Source organism: Plantactinospora sp. A48 (genome assembly GCF_055793945.1).
Genome location: NZ_JBTIXF010000057.1, coordinates 22259 through 40120, shown reverse-complemented (window position 1 = coordinate 40120; position 17862 = coordinate 22259). Strand labels below are relative to the sequence as shown.

General features: G+C 74.7%; 11 protein-coding genes. All 11 read left to right on the top strand.

From position 1 onward, the window contains the following. Positions 1–348: 348 nt before the first annotated feature. The 11 genes from ACXN5W_RS23985 to ACXN5W_RS23935 all read left to right on the top strand — a co-directional run bounded on the left by ACXN5W_RS23985 (position 349) and on the right by ACXN5W_RS23935 (position 17673). Positions 349–624, top strand: coding sequence for a hypothetical protein (locus tag ACXN5W_RS23985; protein WP_473160613.1), 276 nt, complete (start codon positions 349–351; stop codon positions 622–624). 141 nt (positions 625–765) lie between these two features. Further along, the gene (locus ACXN5W_RS23980; protein ID WP_473160612.1) at positions 766–2880 is read left to right on the top strand and encodes an AfsR/SARP family transcriptional regulator; all 2115 of its coding nucleotides are present in this window, start codon (positions 766–768) and stop codon (positions 2878–2880) included. Beyond that, on the top strand, positions 2877–5084 hold the full coding sequence (locus ACXN5W_RS23975) for a TOMM precursor leader peptide-binding protein (RefSeq protein ID WP_473160611.1): 2208 nt from the start codon (positions 2877–2879) through the stop codon (positions 5082–5084). Before ACXN5W_RS23980 ends, ACXN5W_RS23975 begins: the two co-directional genes overlap by 4 nt. Further along, positions 5081–7021: a TOMM precursor leader peptide-binding protein gene (locus tag ACXN5W_RS23970; protein ID WP_473160610.1), complete on the top strand. Its 1941-nt coding sequence runs from the start codon at positions 5081–5083 to the stop codon at positions 7019–7021. Before ACXN5W_RS23975 ends, ACXN5W_RS23970 begins: the two co-directional genes overlap by 4 nt. A 9-nt stretch (positions 7022–7030) precedes the next feature. Beyond that, positions 7031–8815, top strand: a complete 1785-nt coding sequence (locus ACXN5W_RS23965; protein ID WP_473160609.1) for a SagB family peptide dehydrogenase — start codon at positions 7031–7033, stop codon at positions 8813–8815. Further along, positions 8812–11640: a lantibiotic dehydratase gene (locus tag ACXN5W_RS23960; protein ID WP_473160608.1), complete on the top strand. Its 2829-nt coding sequence runs from the start codon at positions 8812–8814 to the stop codon at positions 11638–11640. Before ACXN5W_RS23965 ends, ACXN5W_RS23960 begins: the two co-directional genes overlap by 4 nt. Continuing rightward, the gene (locus ACXN5W_RS23955) at positions 11637–12704 is read left to right on the top strand and encodes a thiopeptide-type bacteriocin biosynthesis protein (protein ID WP_473160607.1); all 1068 of its coding nucleotides are present in this window, start codon (positions 11637–11639) and stop codon (positions 12702–12704) included. The genes ACXN5W_RS23960 and ACXN5W_RS23955 overlap by 4 nt, the downstream gene beginning before the upstream one ends. Before the next feature lie 37 nt (positions 12705–12741). Continuing rightward, positions 12742–14055 carry a peptidase M50 gene (locus tag ACXN5W_RS23950; protein ID WP_473160606.1) on the top strand — a complete coding sequence of 438 codons (1314 nt, stop codon included), beginning with the start codon at positions 12742–12744 and terminating at the stop codon, positions 14053–14055. Next, a complete protein-coding gene (locus ACXN5W_RS23945) occupies positions 14052–14978 on the top strand; it encodes an ABC transporter ATP-binding protein (RefSeq protein ID WP_473160605.1) in 927 nt (308 codons plus the stop codon). The genes ACXN5W_RS23950 and ACXN5W_RS23945 overlap by 4 nt, the downstream gene beginning before the upstream one ends. After that, positions 14975–15730 carry an ABC transporter permease gene (locus ACXN5W_RS23940; protein ID WP_473160604.1) on the top strand — a complete coding sequence of 252 codons (756 nt, stop codon included), beginning with the start codon at positions 14975–14977 and terminating at the stop codon, positions 15728–15730. Before ACXN5W_RS23945 ends, ACXN5W_RS23940 begins: the two co-directional genes overlap by 4 nt. Beyond that, positions 15727–17673, top strand: a complete 1947-nt coding sequence (locus tag ACXN5W_RS23935) for a TOMM precursor leader peptide-binding protein (protein ID WP_473160616.1) — start codon at positions 15727–15729, stop codon at positions 17671–17673. Before ACXN5W_RS23940 ends, ACXN5W_RS23935 begins: the two co-directional genes overlap by 4 nt. The last annotated feature ends 189 nt before the right edge of the window (positions 17674–17862 follow it).

Here is a 17862-nt window from a genome sequence, read left to right as displayed (position 1 = left end):
GGGCACCGCACACCACGCTCCTGGAGCTCTGTCTGCTTGACCTCACCCCTCCCCCCCCCCCCCCCCCCCCCCCCCCCCCCCCCCCCCCCCCCCCCCCCCCCCCCCCCCCCCCCCCCCCACAACCGGTGGGGGTGACGTCACGACCCGTCAGCGCCCAGTCTCTTAGTGCCACCGCATCGACGGTGGACGACGCAATGAGGAGGCGCCCCAGTGCCTGACGGGCGACAACCCCGCACCGGCTCCGGGCCGGTCGCGGCTACGGCTCGGGTGGATCTGGCCGAGGGAGTTCCTGATCGTCATCACGAGATCGGCTCGGAGGGGGCAGGCGCGCAGACCGGGTCGGCCCGGTTGCGGAGGCGTGCCGTGCTGCTCACCCGGATCGCGTTGCGGCCGCCGCGCGACGACTCCGCGCTGTCCGCCGGCGAGCTGACCGACCTGCTCTGGCTCAACACGACCCTGGCCGACGGCATCCGGCACATCCATGCCCGCATCATCGCCGGCTGCGTGGAGTTGGCGGTTTTCACCGTCGCCTCCGAGCAGGAGATATCCGACTACATCGTGCAGCGCGTCTGTGAGCGCGCGGTACGGGTCGTGCCCGCGTTACGGGGATGGACGGTCACCTAGACCGGTGTCGAAGCCCTGGCCGCCCTGCCGACACCGCCGGACCGCCAGCTCGGCTCGGCCCGATCGACATTGGTGGAACAGGGCCTGGCGCCGGGTCCCGCACGCGCGGACTCGGCCCGAGGATTGTGACGGGGGATCACGATGGAGCGTGGACCGGTGGCCCAACCCGACCGGGTCGGGTCGTCGGCGGGGGAACCCGGGCGGGTCGCGGCCTTCCGGGTGCTGGGCCCGCTGACGCTGACCAGCATGGGCGAGACGCTGGTCCTGCCACCGTCGAAGGTGACCTCGCTGCTGGCGACGCTCCTGCTGCATCCGGACGAGGTCGTGTCGGTCGGCATGCTGCAACAGGCGATCTGGGGCGACGAACGGCCCGCCTCAGCCAAGGCCGCGCTCCAGACGTGTGCGCTGCGGCTGCGGCAGATGTTCGGCCGGCACGGCATCACCGGCAGCGTGATCAAGACCGTGCCGGGCGGCTACCGCATCACGGCCACCGCGCAGAGCGTGGACCTGATGCACTTCCGCGACCTGATCCGGCAGACCCGCGACGAACGGGATCCCGAGGCGGAGCTGGCGACGCTGGAGGAGGCGCTCGCGCTCTGGAGCGGCCCGATGCTGGCCAACGTGCCGTCGGAGGCGTTGCACCGGGACGTCGTACCGCGGATCAGCGAGGAGCGGGTCCGGGTGATCGAGCGTGTCTGCGACCTGAAGATCGGCCTGGGTCGCGACCGGTCGGCGCTGGTCGACCTGTGGACGGCCACCCGCGCGTACCCGGCCAACGAGCGGTTCTCCGAGCAGCTCATCAGGGTGCTGTACCGGACCGGCCGCCGCGCCGACGCGCTGGCGGAGTTCCGCAGGATCAGGGAGCACCTCGGCGAGGGACTCGGCGTCGACCCGGGGCCGACGCTGCGTGGACTGGAACTCGTGATCCTGCGCGGCGACCCGTCCGCGTTCGCCGGCCCGCCCGGGTTGGCTGGTCCGCCCGCGTTCGCCGGCCCGCCGCCGTTCGCTGGTCCCTCCGCGTCGGCCGGTCCGGCCGTATCGGCTGGTCCGTCCGCCCTGGCCGGTTCGCCGTTCGCGCCGGCCGGTAGCCCGGGGCCGGCTGTCGCCTTGGCCACGTCGTCCGGCGGACCCGTGCCGGCCGGTTCCTCCGCCTCCGCCGCGGCGCCCGGCCTGCCCGCGCCACCCGGCCCGGACACCCTCGTCAGATCGTCCGCCCCAACGGGTCCGGCCGCCGCAGCCGGCCGATCCGCCGCCGTCGGACTGGTCGAGCCCGCTCCCCAGTTGGCCCGCGGGTCGGCGGTCTCCGGCTTCGTCGGCCGGGTCGCGCTCTGCCGCGCGGTCGTCGACCGACTGCGGGCCGGCACCCCGATCGTGGTGCTCAGCGGCCCACCGGGCATCGGCAAGACCGCGCTGGCGCAGCAGGTCGCACATCTTGTCGCCGACGCCTTTCCCGGTGGCCGGCTGTCCCTGCCGATGCGCTCCGCGACCGGCACGGCGCTGCCGGCCGAGGACGCCGAACGGCAGGTGCTGGCCGCCGGTGACCCCGCCGCCGGGCCGCGGCTGCTGCTGCTCGACGACGTCGCTGACGCGGCCGTGGCGCTACGGCTTCCGGCGCTGCTCGACCCCGGTGACGTCCTGCTGCTGACCAGCCGGCAGAGCCTGTCTGGCCTGGTCGCGCGCTCCGGCGGCTGGTTGCACCGGCTCGAACCGCTCGACCCGGTCGACTCCATCCAGGTGTTCACCGACCTGCTCGGCGCCGACCGGGTGGACAGCGAGCCCGTGGCGGCCGCGGAACTCGCGGCACTGTGCCAGCACCTGCCGCTGGCCCTGCGCATCGTCGCCACCCGGATGCTGCTGCGCTCCCGGATGAGCCTCGCCGAGGCCGTCGAGTGGCTGCGCGCGGACCGGATCGGTCGGCTGAGCCTGGCCGGCGATCCGGGCATGTCACTCGGGCACCGCCTGGACGACGCGCTGGACCGGGCCGGTGACGAACTGGCCCGGGTGTTCGTCCGCCTGGCCACCACGACCACCGGGACGATCACCGTGGACCGGGCCGCCGAGCTGCTCGGCGTCGATCCCGGCGCGGCCCGCGACCTCCTCGACGACCTCGTCGACCACTGCCTGCTGGAAGAGAGCGCGGCGCACTACTGGATCCGGGACCTGCCGAGACTGCACGCGCGGGAAGCCGCCGGGCGTTACGCACCGCCCCACGAACCACCATCACGCCCGCACCGAGCGAAGGGAACCCTGCGATGAGCGCTGCCTACGAGACGGTGGCTCAGACCCGGCCGCGGATCCGCCACGACGTGCTGTTCACCCGGACCGAGGACGGAGTGCTGTTCCACAACGCCAACAGCGGCTTCCGGCTCTCCGCCACCACCGCGTACCGGCTGGCGTCACTGCTCGTTCCCCACCTCAACGGGCGGAACCGGGTCGCCGACATCTGCGCCCGGCTGCCCGAGACGCAGCGCGCCATGATCGGCGAACTGGTCAGCGCGCTCTACGCCCGGGGATTCGCCCGGGACATCCCGACGGACGAGGCCGACCCGGCCACCGTGCTGGGGCCGGCCGTGGCCGCGCACTTCGCCGCGCAGATCGCCTACCTCGACCACTACGTCGACCGCGCGCCGCAGCGGTTCGCCGACTTCCGCGGCAGCCGGACCGCGGTGCTGGGCACCGGTCCCGTCGCCCGGGCCTGCGTGCTGGGCCTGCTGCGCAACGGCGCCGCCGAGGTGCGGGCCGCGCCCGAGGTCGCCGGCACGCTGGCGGCGGAGCTGGCCGAACTGGACGCCGTGACCTGCGCGGCCACCGTCTCCGAACTGCCCCGTACGGGCGCCGAGGTCGACTGGTCGGACCTGGAAGCGGCCGACATCGTCGTCGTCGCGGCCGGCGACGACGCGCCGCGCGACGCCCTGCGGCTGTTGGCGGCGGGAGTCCCGGCCGGCCGGCTGCTGCTTACCGCCTGGGTCGTCGGGGAGCGGATGCTGGTGGGCCCGGTGATGGGCGCCGACCGCCGGGGTTGCTGGTGCTGCGCGATGACCCGGTTCGCCGACAACGACCAGACCGGGGCCGCCGGGCTGGTGTGGCGCGCCGCGGCGTTGCCGCGCGGCGCCGCGCCGGGCGCCGCCGAACCGGACGGGCCACTGGCGGCGATGGTCGGAAACCTGCTGGCGTACGAGATCTTCCGGTTGAGAACCGGCGCGCTGCCGGCCGAGACCGACGGCGGGGTGCTCGTACAGCACCTCGCCTCGCTCGATGTGCTGGCCGAGCCGCTGCTGGCCGACCCCGGCTGCGTCTTCTGCCGCCCCGAGCCACCGGAGCTGTCCTGGGACGGCGTCGACCTGGACGCCGAAGGGGTGGCCACCGGGACCGCCGACCAGGACCCGTCCGCCGAGGCGGAGGCCGCGGTGGCGGCGCTGGCCACCCACCAGCCGCTGGTCCAGCCCCACCTGGGGGTGTTCCGCCGGTACGACGACGAGCGGTGGGACCAGACCCCGATCAAGATCGGGGCGGTCGAGTTCACCGACGGCGGCGGCCGGCGCCGTACCCTGACCGCCTTCGACGTCCACCACGTGGCCGCGGCCCGACTGCGGGCGCTGCGCGCGGCGGCCGTGGTGCGGACCGGTCACGCGGCGGTGGGTCGGGCCGCACCCGACGACGCGCCGCGGATCGGCGCCGCGCGGCTCGGACTCGCCTCGGGCTGGGCCGGCACCGGCGAGCGGGCGGAGGGGTCGGCGCCGCGGGACTGGGCCGCGGCCCGGTCGCTGTTGACCGGGCGGGTGGTGGCCGTGCCGGTGGCGGTGCTGGAGCCGTTCGGCGCGGCCAACCGCGGCCACCTCGTCGAGCCGACCCGCGCCGGCGGGGGAGCCGGCAGCGACCTCAGCGAAGCGGTCCGGGCCGGGTTGGCGTCGGCGCTGGCCTACCGGGCGCTGCGCCGGGCCGTCGAAGGGGTGGCTCCGGTACGCCAGGTTCGCCTCGACGCCGTGGACGGCGATCCCGAGCTGGTCTTCCTCACCAAGTCGGCGGTGAACCTGGGGGTCACGGTCGAACTGCTCGACCTCGGTGCCGAGCCGGGTACGGGGCTGGCGGGGCTGCTGGCGCGCTGCTGGGATGAGGCCCGGGGCCGCTGGTCGTACGCCCTGGGCGCGGACCCGAGCTGGCCGGTCGCGGCGGTCGGTGCGCTGCGGGACCTGCTCGGCCAGGTGCAGCTCCGGCAGCAGGCACCGGGCGACGAACCGGACATCGGCGATCCCGTGCTGGCGGACTTCGACGCGGGCACGCTGGCCGTGCGGTCCGAAGCCGAGGCCGCCACCGGGGTGGTGCGGCGCTGGGCGGACGTCCTGCGCGGGCTGCCGGGGATCGGCCTCGACGTCCTGGTGGCGCCCGTCGGCGGGGCGGACCTGGCGGCGGGCGGGCTCGTCGCGGTCCGGGTGCTGCTGGCCAGCGCGGGTGACCGGTGAACGTCGCCGCGCCGAGCCAGCCGGACGAACTGATCTGCGCCGCCCTGGCGCGGTTGCTCGCGCGGCGCGGCTGCCCGGTCGAGGTTGTCCCGCTCGGGGTGCGCGACGAACTGGCCACCTTCGCACCGGACCCATCCGCGCCGACCGCACCCGGTCCGGACGTACCGCGGGCAAGCCCGCCCGGGTCGGGCGCCGGACATCCCCGGGTGCTGCTGTACGGGCAACTGGCCCTGCTCGGACCGGTGTCGTCGGCGGCGCCCTGCGCGACCTGCCTGGCGCGGCGCTGGCAGGCGGTGCGGCACCGCGACCTGCGCGACGCGGTGGAACTCGGCGGCCCGACCGTCGCGGCCAATCCGTGGCCGTACGCGACCGCGTTCGTGGCCGACTTCCTGCACGCCCTCATCGAGGCGCACCGCGTCGCCCCGGACCCCGGCGCCGGCCCGGCCACCGTCTGCCAGGTCGACCTGCGCACCCTGCGCGTGTCGCGGGTTCCGTTGGTGCCGGACCCGGGCTGCCCGGCCTGCGGTACCGGCCGGCCGGACGCCCCCGGACTCGCCGAGATCAAGCTCGGCCCGACGCCGACGAGCGCGCCCGGCACGTTCCGCGGCAGGGACCTGGACGACTATCCGCTGACCGTCGAGGCGTTCGCCAACCCGGTCTGCGGCGCGCTCGGCGGCACGCTGTGGCAGGACCTCACCTCGCTGTCCACCTCCCCGGCGGTCGGCGCCTTCACCCTGCGCACCGGCCGGTACCTGCGCGAGACGCTGTACGGCGGACACGCCGACGGCTACCGGCGCAGCGCCCGGATCGCGGTGCTGGAAGGGCTGGAGCGGGCCGCCGGGCTGCGCCCGCGAGGCAAGCGCACGGCGGTAACCGCGAGCCTGACCGAACTGGGCGACGACGCCCTCGACCCGCGCACCTGCGGGCTGTACACCGAGGAGTTCCACCGGGCCAACCCGTACGTGCACCGGTTCGACCCGGACCGGCCGATCAGCTGGGTCTGGGGCTGGACGCTGCGCGACCAGCGGCCGGTGCTGGTACCGGAGATCCTGGTCTACTACCACGCGGCGAACGTGCAGGAGCGGTTCGTCCAGGAGACCTCGAACGGCTGCGCCTCCGGCGGGTCCATGGTGGAGGCGGTCTACCACGGCCTGATGGAGGCGGTCGAGCGGGACGCGTTCCTGCTGGCCTGGTACGGCGCGCGGTCGCTGCCGGAGATCGATCCGGCCAGCATCGAACAGCCGCGGATCCGGATGATGATCGACCGGCTGGCGATGTACGGCTACCGGGCCAGGTTCTTCGACGCCCGGATCACCTTCGACATCCCGGTGGTGACCGCGGTGGCGGTCCGCGAGGACGGCGGGCTGGGCACGCTCGCCTTCGGCGGTGGCGCCAGTCTCGACCCGCAGGCGGCCATCACCGCGGCGCTGTGTGAGATCGCCACCGATTCGGTGATGGTCCGGGTCCGGGCCGCCGCCGACGAGCCGCGACTGCGGGGCATGGTAACCGATTTCGCCAAGGTGCAGGGGCTGCACGACCACCCGCTGCTCTACGGCCTGCCGGAGATGGCCCGGCACGCGGCGTTCCTGCTGGAGCGCGGGCCACGCCCGGCGCCCATGCGCGAGCTGTACGGGCGGGACCGGCCCGCGCCGCCCGTCTCCGGCGACCTGCGCGACGACCTCGAATACTGCCTGGGCGCGGTGACCGGGCACGGGTTCGACGTGATCGCCGTCGACCAGACCTCACCCGAGCAGCGCGACCTCGGCCTGCACACGGCCAGCGTCATCGTCCCCGGACTCCTGCCGATCGACTTCGGCTGGCTGCGCCAGCGCGCGCCGCACGCGCCGCGACTGCGAACGGCGTTCCGCGAGGCCGGCCTGCTCGACCGCGACCTGTACGAGCACGAAGTCCATGCCGTCCCCCACCCGTTCCCGTGAGGTCCCGCCATGACGCCCGACAATTCCGGCTTCGCCCACGCCTACGCGACCGCGATCCTGAGGCGGGGTCGGGAGCCCATGCCACCGGTCGACTTCACCCCGGACTGGGGTGACGCGCCCCGCCGCGGCAAGTACTACCCGGCGGCCACCGCGTTTCCGCTGCCGGCCCCGACGCCGGTGACGGCCAGCCTGGACACCGCGCTGCGCGCGTCGGCCGGCACCGCCCTGCGCGGTTCGGCCAGCACCCCGCCGGCTGGGTCGGCCGGTACCGTCCCGGGCGGATCCGGGGCGGCCGACGAGCCGTTCACGCTGCCGCTGCTGGCCAGCATGCTGCACCACTCGTACGGCCTGTTCGGGCGCCGACTGGGCGTCCAGGCCAACACCGACCTGGCGGCCCTGCCCTCGTACGCGCACGCCAACTGGCACCGCGGCACGGCCTCCGGCGGCGGCCTCTACCCGTGCAGCGTCTACTGGGTCGCGGGGCCGGGCGCCGGGGTGCCGCCGGGCGTCTACTACTACGCGCACGCCCGGCACGCCATGCAGCGGCTGCTGGCCGGCGACGTCACCGCCCGGGTGGCCGAGGCGGTCGGGCCGGAACAGCACGCCGGCCAGTTCCTGATCGTCGGCGTCAAGTACTGGCAGAACGCCTTCAAGTACAACAACTTCTCCTACCACGCGGTGTCGATGGACGTGGGAACCCTGGTGCAGACCTGGCGGCTGTGGGCCGGCGCCCAGGGCCGGCGGGTCGAGCCGGTGCTCTGGTTCGACCAGGCCGCGCTCGCCGACCTGCTCGGGTTGGTCCCGGACGACGAGGCGCTGTTCGCCGTCGTACCGCTGACCTGGGCGCCCGCCGACGGTCCGGGCCCCGCCGACGGTCCGGGCACCGCCGGCGGTCCCGACAGCGTCGGCGGTGCCGGCGGTGCCGGCCCCACCGGTGAAGGGGCCGGCGACACCGGACCCGCCGGCGGCGACCGGTCCGCCGGATCGCCGTGGCCACAGCCGGCTCCGACGGTCCGGGTCCGGCACGCCGACCAGGAGCGGTCCCGGCGGCTGCTGGAGTTCGACACCCTGCGCCGGATCCACCGGGCCACCGCCGCGGCGGTCGACCGTCCGCCGCGCGGCGCGCTGGCCGCCGCCGGCATCCCGCCGGCACCGCCGGAGCGGACCCGGGTACCGCTGCCGGAACCCGCGCCGATGCGGATGTCGGTGAGCGCCGCGCTGGCCGCCCGGCGGAGCAGCTTCGGCCGGTTCGCCGCCGGCCGGCCGATGCCCGCGGCGCACCTGGCGGCGCTGCTGCGGGCCACCGCCGGCAGCACCGTGCCCTGCGAGATCGACTCCGCGGACGACGGCCCGTTGGCCAGGATCTACGCCTTCGTCAACCACGTCGCGGACGTGCCCAGCGGGGGGTACGGGTACGAGCCCGAGACGCACACGCTGGCCCGGATCACCTCCGGCCCGCCGGGCGACTTCCTCCAGCGCAACTATTTCCTGGCCAACTACAACCTGGAACAGGCCGCCGTGGTTCTGGTGCCGACCGTGCGCACGCCCGCCGTCCTCGACGCCACGGGCGACCGTGGCTACAACCTCGTCAACGCCACCATCGGCGCGGTGGCGCAGACCTTCTACACCGCCGCCGCGGCCCTGCGGGTCGGAGCCGGGGTGGCGCTGGGTTTCGACAACGTCTCGTACGTCGAGGAGCTGCACCTGGCCGACACCGGGGAGTTCCCGCTGCTCATCATGTTGGCCGGTGCGGAGCGCGCCGGCCTCGGTGACTACCGCTACGAGCTGCGATGACCCCGGCGCTGCGAGCCGCGATGACGCCGTCCACGCCGTCCACGCCGTCCACGCCGTCCACGCCGTCCACGCCGTCCACGCCGTCCACGCCGTCCACGCCGTCCACGTCGTCCACGGGGACACCCGGGAGGGTCACCGCCGCCGGCTGGCAGCCGGGGTCGTACCTGCTGGCCCGGGTCGCCGGACTGCCGCTGTCCACCGTCGAGCGGCTGCGCTGTCCCCGGGCGTGCGCCTGGGCCGACGGCGTTCTCGCGCTGGAGGACCGGCTGGTCAGCGACGGAGCCCGGCTCAGCGACCTGCTCCACGAACTGATCAGCGCCAACGACGACGAGGCCGCGCGCCGCCGGCTGCTGACCCTGCGGCGACAGATCTTCAACACCGCGCTGCCCACCTCGCCCGAGGCGGCGCTGGCCGCGGTCGAACAGGTCCGCCCGGCGGCGTTACCCGCCGTGCGGCAGTGGCTGGGGCTGCGCCGGCAACTCGCGCGGGAGCAGGACGAGGGCGCCGCCGGGTTCGCCGCCGACGTCGCCGAGACGCGCCGGCTGCTGTGGCGGCTGGCCGACGAGCCACGGCTGCGCGGCGGACTCCAGTTCGCCTCCCCGACGCTCGACGAGCAGCTCGCCACGATCGCCGCGCCGGACCCGGCCCGGCCGGCGAACAAGAAGATCCGCCGGATCGAGCGCTCGCTGCTGTCCTACCTCTACCGCACCGCCTGCAAGACCAGCCCGTTCAGCACCTTCACCGGAGTGGCGCTGGGCCGCTTCGACGACGACGCCCCGGGCCTGGACCTGCGGGTCGGCCCGGACTGGCAGCGCCACGTCCGCCTCAACGTCGTCCTCGTCTCGCGGCTGGCCGACCTGATCAGCGCCGACCCGGACCGGCGTGGCGACCTGCCGGTCACGCTGAGCCCGGGCTGGCGCCGCGACGACGACCGGATCCGGTACGTGCGCCAGTGGGTCACGGCCGGCGACGACAGCGCCGCGGTCAGCTTCGACTCCATCCGGGACGGGCTGTTCTTCCTGCGTCGCAGCGGCGTCCTGGACGAGTTGACCACCCTGCTGCAGGAGCGCGGCACCATGCGCTGCGCCGATCTGGTGGACCGGCTGGGCGCGCGGACCGGCGCCGACCGGGCGGAGAGCGAGGCGTACCTGTCGACCCTGCTGCGGCTCGGGATGCTCCGGCTGGTCGGCCTGGACACCGACGTGCACACGCCGGACCCGTTGCGGGCGCTGGCCGGCACGGTGGGCCGGATCGACCGGTCCTGGGCGCGGCAACTCGCCGAACGGCTCGACGGCGTCGCCGGGCTCGTCGAGGCGTACCGGCAGGGGGAGCTCGGGCAGCGCCGGGAGCTGCGGCACCGGCTGCGGGCCGCGCTGCGGGCGGCCATGGCCGACCTGGGCGAGGACGACGCGGCCCTGCCGCAGACGCTGCTGTACGAGGACACCCGCATCGCCGGTGCCCCCGCCGACGTGTCGGCCGGGGACTGGAACCGGCTGGTGGGCGCCGACCTCGCCGCGGTGGAGCGGATCCTGCCCGCCTTCGACCAGGCCCTGCCGCACCGGATCATGTTCCACGGGTTCTTCCTGGCCCGGTTCGGTGTCGGCGGTCGGTGCGACGACCTGCTGCGGCTGGTCGAGGACTTCCACGACGACCTGTACGACCAGTACTCCTCGTACACCGCGGGACGCCGGCCGTTCGCCGAGGACGGGACGTACACCCCGGAGGAGAACTGGCTGGGCCGGCCCGAGATGGTCGCCCTGGACCGGGCCCGGCAGACCTTCGCGGCCCGGCTGCGGGCGCTCGTCGAGGCCGACCCGGACCGGACCGAGCTGACGCTGCCGGCCGACCTGTTCGACGAGGTCGGCGACCTGCTCGGCGACGACGCGCCGGGTTTCCGCCCGCAGGGACACTTCGCCCAGGTGGCGATGCGGGAGCCGGAGCCGCTGCTGGTGCTCAACCAGTCGTTCGGCGGGCTCGCGTTCCCGTTCAGCCGCTTCACGCACTGCTTCGCCGGGGACACCCCGCCGTTGGCGCAGCGGCTGCGCGACCAGGCGGGCGCGCACACCCCGCCCGGTGCGGTGTTCGCCGAGCTGACCGGCGGCCCCGCCACCACCAACCTGAACCTGCACGCGCGGCTCACCGACCACGTCATAGTCTGTCCGGGCGAGACCAGCAGCGTGCCGGCGCGGCGGCAGCTCACCCTCGACGACCTCTACCTGGTGCACGACCCGGACACCGGCCGGGTCGTGCTGCGGTCCCGGTCCCTCGACCGGGAGGTGGTGGTTGTCTACCTGGGCTACCTGCTGCCGATGGCGCTGCCGCGGATCCCGCGTACCCTCCTGCTGCTGTCGCCGGCCTCGATGGTCCGGCTGGACATCTGGCGCGGCGTTCCCGGAACCGCCGGGCCGGACGGGGTCACCGCCCGCCCGCGGCTGCGCGCCGGCAACGTCGTGCTCAGCCGCCGGAGCTGGTCGGCGCGGGTGGCCGACCTGCCGGCGACCGGCGACCCCGCGGTCGACCCGGCGGCCTTCCTGGACTGGCGCCGGTGGCGGCGCCGGCACGGGATGCCGGATCAGGTCTTCGTCACCATCTACCCGGCCGATCCCGGCCGGGTGGTGGCCAACCCCAAGCCGCAGTACGTCGACTTCGACAGCCCGCTGTCCCTGCAGGCGCTCCGTGGCGCGCTCGACGCGCCGCGGGACCTGGTCGTGCTGCGCGAGATGCTGCCCGCCGCGACCGAGCTGGCCGCCCACGGCGAGGGCGGCGACCACGTCTGCGAGCTGGCCGTGGAGACCTTCCGCACCGAGCCCAGGGAGGCCCGATGACCGCCTTACCCGTGCCCCTGCCCACCGAGCCGGTCACCGCCCCCCGGGGGCAGTGGCTCGCCCTGCACGTCTTCTACGCGGCCAACCCGCAGCCGCTGCTGGTCGACTGCGTCCGTCCGCTGGTCCGCGACCTCACCGAGCGGGGGCTGCTGGCCGGCCACTTCTTCATCAACTACTGGCTGGAAGGACCGCACGTGCGGCTGCGACTGCGGCCCCGCACCCCGCAGGACGAGCCGGCGGTGCGGGCGCGGGCCGAGGAGGCGGTCAACCAGTTCCTGGCCACCCGGCCCGCGCTGTACGCGATGGGCACCGGCTACCTGCGGGAGCTGTACGACATCCTGTTCGCGCTGGAGTTCCCCGCGGGCCGTCCGGCGGACCTCGTCGACGCGAACGGGCAGATGCTGTTGCAGCCCAACAACTCGTTCAGCTACCGCCCCTACGAACCCGAGTACGGCAAGTACGGCGGGCCGGCCGGCATCGAGGTGGCGGAGTGGCACTTCCAGCACTCCAGCGAGGTGGTGCTGGACGCCCTCGCGTCGATGAACCTGCACCTGCGACCCGTGCTGCTGGGCACCGCCGCGCAGCTCATGACGGTGCTGGCGGGCACCTTCCTGCCGGACCGGGCGGCGCTGATCGACTTTCTCGACACGTACCACCGGTTCTGGCACCGGGCGTTCGCCGGCACCGACCTGATCGGCGCCGACGAGTACGCCCGGATGTACGACGGGGTGGCCGTCGAACTGGGCCGCCGGGTACACCGGATCCTCGCCCTCATCGAGCAGGGACGGCCCGAGCGGCTGCCCGGATTCCTGCGCGGCTGGGCCGGGCACGCCGCCCAGCTCCGGGAGCGGGTACGGGCGCTGGCCACGTCCGGGGCGCTGGCGGTGCGGACGTGGAGCACCGGCGACGAGCGGGTGCTCACCGATCCGGCGGAGGCGCTGGCGTCGCTGCTGTCGCCGTACCTGCACATGACCAACAACCGGCTGCACGCCACCATCCGCGACGAGGCGTACCTGTCCTACCTGCTCGCGCGGGTCCTGCGCGAGCAGCCGGTGCCGGCGTGAGTGGCGAACGGCTCCCCGGGTCCGTGGCGGTGTGCCGGTGAGCGCCCCGGGCCTGCTGGCCAAGCGTCCCCGGCTGCGCGACGACCTGATCTTCTCGCGGCCGTTGCGGCGCGGCCCGGTCACCGTCTACGTGGTCAAGGACCGCCGCACCGGCAAGGCGTTCGAGCTGGCGGCCAAGGAGCAGTTCCTGGTCCGGCGGATGGACGGCGCGCGGTCGCTGGCCGAGATCGCCCACGAGTACGCCGCCGAGTTCGGTCGCCGGCTCAGCGACGACCACTGGGTCCGGCTGCTCTGGCTGCTGCACGAGCGGGACCTGCTGACCAGCGACCCGCCCGGCGCCACCCCGGCCACCGGCGCCGGTCCGTCCGGGGTCGCGCCCCCGGCCACCGGCGCCGGTCCGTCCGGGGTCGCCGCCGCCTCCGGCGGTTCGGGTACGCCCGCCGTCGCGGGTCCGGCAGCCGTCCCCGGCGGCCCGGCCGGCGCGTTGGGCTGGTGGGCCCGGCGCCTGGGCTGGGTCATGCGTGGCCCGGTGTTCGCCGTGGCGTGCCTGCTCGTCGCCGCGGTGCTGGTCGCCGTCGCGCTGCGGCTCGGCCCACTCTGGTCGGCCGCCCGCCCGGCGTTCACCGACCCGGTGAGCCTGGCGCCGCTGGTGCTGCTGGCCTGGCTGAGTGCCGCGCTGCACGAGTTCGCGCACGGGCTGGCGGCCGTGCACTTCGGCGCCACCGTGCAGCGGATCAACCTGCTCACCCTCACCTGCCGGATCGAGGACTATCCGTACCTGCCGCGTCGGTCGCAACAGGTGACCATCGCCGCGGCCGGGGGGCTGGCCAACGGGCTGGTCGTGCTGTGCTGCGTCGCGCCGCTCGCGGTGCTGCCGGCCGGCCGGGTGCACGGTCTGCTCGCCGCGTACGTCGTGGTCGGCGGCGTGCAGACGGTTGTCAACTTCGTCCCGCTGCCACCACTGGACGGGTACCGGATCGCCAGTCATCTGCTGGACCTGCTGGACCTGGCCCGGGAGAGCCGCCGGTACCTGTCCACGGCACCGCGCCGGCTGTTGCGGCGGACCGGTCCGCGTTACCCGCGCCCGGTCGCCGTGCGGCTCGGGCTCTACGGCCTGTGGTGGCTGCTGGCGGTCGCCACGATCGCGGTCGCGGTGGTCGCCGCCGGGGGAGCGCTGCTGGACGCCAGGCTCGGCGGGTTCGGTTACGCGCTGTCGGCCGCTATCGTCTGCCTGACGATCGCTGGCTGGCTGGCTCGGCCCCGGCGGGTAGGCTCCGCCGGTCGACCGGGGTCGGTGACCGTCCATTCAGGACGGTGCGCCGGCCGGAACCACCGACAGGACAACCAGTGAGAGGCGAACCCATGTCACCCACCGACGATCCCGCCATCGTGCTGGACGCCGTGACGAAGTCGTACGGCACGGTGCGGGCGGTCGACGACATCTCCATCTCGATCGGCCGCGGCGAGTTCTTCGGACTGCTGGGTCCCAACGGCGCCGGCAAGACCACCCTGATCGAGATGATCGAGGGGCTGCGTACGCCTGACAGCGGCATGGTGACCGTGCTGGGCATGTCGCCCGCCCCGCGCAACCTCGCCCTGCTGCCGCTGATCGGCGTGCAGACCCAACGCTCGGCCTTCTTCACCCGACTGACCGCCCGCGAACACCTGGTGACCGTCGCGGCGCTGTACCACCTGCCCCCGGCCGCCGCGGACCAGGCGTTGGAACTGGTCGGGTTGACCAGCTCCGCCGACGTGCGGGTCAGCAACGTCTCCGGCGGTCAGCGCCAACGGCTGGCCATCGCGTCGGCGCTGGTGCACGACCCGCAGGTGATCTTCCTGGACGAGCCCACGGCCGCGCTGGACCCACAGGCCCGCCGCGACCTCGGCACGATGCTGCGCGACCTCAAGGCCACCGGCAAGACCATCGTGTACACCACCCACCATCTCGACGAGGCGCAGGGGCTGTGCGACCGGATCGCCATCCTCGCGGACGGGCGGGTGCGGGCCCTGGACAGTCCGCGCGACCTGATCGCCCGCTCGGGTCTGGGCACCCGGCTGGTCGTCCCGCCCGGCCGGCTCACCCCGGAGCGGGCCGGCCGGCTCGACGGGGTGGACGGCGTCGACGTCGAGGACGGCGCCCTCGTGCTGCGCACCACGCAGAGCGCCCGGGTGCTCGCCGCGCTCAGCGCCGAGGGCGGTCTGGACGACGTGCAGACCCGGCCCGTCACCCTGGAAGACGTCTACCTGCAACTGATGGGAGCGCCGCAGGCATGAGCGCATACACCGCGCTGGCCCGAGCCACCTACAAGGCCGCCGTCCGCGACGCCACGACCCTCTTCTTCACCTTCGCGTTCCCGCTGGTCTTCCTGGTCATCTTCGGGCTGATCTTCCACGGTCAGGAGGTGGCCGACACCGGGCACGGCTACATCGACTTCATCGCCCCCGGGGTGCTCTCCTGGGGGCTGGCCAGCGCCGCGCTGTTCGGGGTGTCGTTCACCCTGATGCAGTGGCGCAACGACGACCTGCTGCGCATCATCCGCCTCTCGCCGACCAGCCTCTGGTCGGTGGTCGGCTCCCGGTACGCGGTCGCGCTGGTCATCGGCGTGGCGCAGAGCCTGCTCTTCGTCGGCGTGGCCATGCTGCCGGTCTTCGGCATGCGCCCGGATCCGAAGTGGCCGCTGTCGCTGCCGGTGATGCTGCTCGCGGTGACCACCTTCCTGGCGCTCGGCCTCATCGTGGGGTCCCGCGCGGACACCGCCGAGGCGGTCGCCGCGATCGCCAACTGCATCGTGGTGCCGATGGCCTTCCTGTCCGGTTCCTTCTATCCGCTGGAACTGATGCCCGGCTGGTTGCAGGGCATCTCGCGGGCGCTGCCGCTGCGCTACGTCAACGACGGCATGGCGTACGCGTTCACCGGCCAGGGGTCGATGGCCGACTACCTGCTGTCCTGCGGCGTCCTGGTCGCCTTCGGCGTCGTCTTCGCGGTCATCGGGGTGCGGACCTTCCGGTGGAGCAACCACTCATGACCGCCACCGCGGTGCCGGTGAGCGGGGCGGTGCCCCGTCCGGCGCCGCTCGCCGTAGCCGCGGCCCGGCTGGCCGGGTACCTGCGCGAGCGCTGGTCCCGGCAACCGGTGGGCGTCGCACCCCGGGTCGTGACGCTGGGGGCCGTGGACGCGCTCGGTCCGGCCCAACCGGATCGGCGGTACGCCACCGTGCACCTCAGCGCGGCGGCCGTGCTGCTCGGGCCCACCGGCGGCGCCGGCCCGCACCCGGCCTGCGGGCACTGCCTGGCGATCCGCTGGCAGCGGCTGCGTGGCCGCAGCGAACGCGACGCGCTGGAGGTCGGTGGCGGACCGGTGGCGGTGGGACCGTGGCCGGTCCTGCCCGACTACCACCTGGCCGCCGTCTGGGAGCTGTACCGCGCGCTGCACGCCGGCCCGCCGCCGGCGGCGCCGCCCGGGTGGGACCGGCACAGCGCCGCGCTGGCCCGGGTCACCGAGCTGGACTGGCGGACGTTACGGGTCCGGACCCATCCGGTGCTGCCCGAGCCACGCTGCCCGAGCTGCTCCCACGGGCGGCCCGACCGGCCCCTGCCGGACGCCGGGCTGCGGCGGCCCGTGCCGAAGCCGCACCCCGACGCGTACCGGCTGCGCGCCCCGGACAGTTACCCGATGCCCGAGGCCGCGCTGGTCAACCCCGTCTGCGGCGCGCTGGGCGCCGGCACCCAGCTCACCATCACCTCACCCACCACCGCCCCGGTCACCGGCAGCGGGTTCGTCCGGGGCTACGGCGGGCTGCTCGACGTCTCCTGGAGCGGCCAGTCCACCGGGTACGGCCGCAGCCGGGCGCTGGCGTACCTGGAGGGTCTGGAGCGGTACGCCGGCACCCATCGCCGCCGCGACATCGAACCGGTGATCGCCCCGTACCGTCAGGTCCGGGAGCAGGCGCTGGACCCGGAGTCCTGCGGCAGCTATCCGGACGAGGTCTACCGGACTGACCCGATCCTGCGGCGGTTCGACCCGGACCGGCCGATCCCGTGGGTGTGGGGCCACAACCTGCACACCGGCCGGCCGGTGCTGGTTGCACGTCGACTGTGCTTCTACAGCTCGCCGGCCGCGGACGACACGTTCCTGCTCTCCTCGTCCAGCGGCTGCGCCACCGGCGGTTGCCTGGCGGAGGCCGCGCTGTTCGGACTGCTGGAGCTGGTCGAGCGGGACGCCTTCCTGCTGGCCTGGTACGGCGGTCTCGTCCTGCCGCGGATCGACCTGGCCGCCGGCCCGGCGGCCGTGCGGGCCATGGCCGACCGCGCCGAGTTGCAGGGATACCGCCTGCTGGCCTTCGACAACCGGATCGACCTGGACATTCCCGTGGTCACCAGCCTCGCCGTCCGGCGTGACGGGGGGCCGGGCCTGCTCTCGTTCGCCGCCGCGGCCCACCTCGACCCGCAGCAGGCGGTCGCCGGTGCCCTCGCCGAGGCGCTCACGTACCTGCCGCACCAGCCCGGCACCGTGCGCCGCCGCGGCGCCGAGCTGGAGCTGATGGCCGAGGACTACTCGCTGGTGCGCCGGCTGCCGGACCACTCGGCGCTGTTCGGTCTGCCCCGGATGGCCGCGCACGCCCGGACCTACCTGGACGGCGGCGCGGCGCGACCGGTCGAGCAGGTGTTCGCCGGGTACCGTCCCGCGCGGACCGCGAACCTGGTGGACGACCTCGACGCGGTGCTGTCGGCCCTGCGCGCCCGGGGGTTCGAGGCCGTGCTGGTCGACCAGACCACGCCGGAGCAGGAGGCCATCGGCTTGCGGACGGTCTGCACGATCGTGCCCGGCCTGCTGCCGATCGACTTCGGCTGGACCCGGCAGCGGGCGCCGTACATGTCCCGGCTGCGGACCGCGCCCCACGCGGCCGGCCTGGTCGATCACGACCTCACCGACGCCGACCTGCGGCTCGTGCCGCACCCGTTCCCCTGAGCGCCGGTGTCAAAGCCCTTGGACTCCGCCCCGCGGCTCGACCGGGCACGTTGGGACCGGCCGTGAGCGGCGGTCAGGGAGCCGCCCCCGGGGCCTTCCGGCAGCCGCTGACCCGGGGCGGTGACCCCGGTCCGCCGCCGGTGGGCACGGTACCGCCGGACCACCCCGACGGGTGGCCCGGCGTCACGC

What these genes read in the sequence shown, in the direction of transcription:
- ACXN5W_RS23980 (WP_473160612.1), top strand. Translation starts at nt 766, where the DNA reads ATGGAGCGTGGACCGGTGGCCCAACCCGACCGGGTCGGGTCGTCGGCG.
- ACXN5W_RS23975 (WP_473160611.1), top strand. Translation starts at nt 2,877, where the DNA reads ATGAGCGCTGCCTACGAGACGGTGGCTCAGACCCGGCCGCGGATCCGC.
- ACXN5W_RS23965 (WP_473160609.1), top strand. Translation starts at nt 7,031, where the DNA reads ATGACGCCCGACAATTCCGGCTTCGCCCACGCCTACGCGACCGCGATC.
- ACXN5W_RS23960 (WP_473160608.1), top strand. Translation starts at nt 8,812, where the DNA reads ATGACCCCGGCGCTGCGAGCCGCGATGACGCCGTCCACGCCGTCCACG.
- ACXN5W_RS23955 (WP_473160607.1), top strand. Translation starts at nt 11,637, where the DNA reads ATGACCGCCTTACCCGTGCCCCTGCCCACCGAGCCGGTCACCGCCCCC.
- ACXN5W_RS23940 (WP_473160604.1), top strand. Translation starts at nt 14,975, where the DNA reads ATGAGCGCATACACCGCGCTGGCCCGAGCCACCTACAAGGCCGCCGTC.
- ACXN5W_RS23935 (WP_473160616.1), top strand. Translation starts at nt 15,727, where the DNA reads ATGACCGCCACCGCGGTGCCGGTGAGCGGGGCGGTGCCCCGTCCGGCG.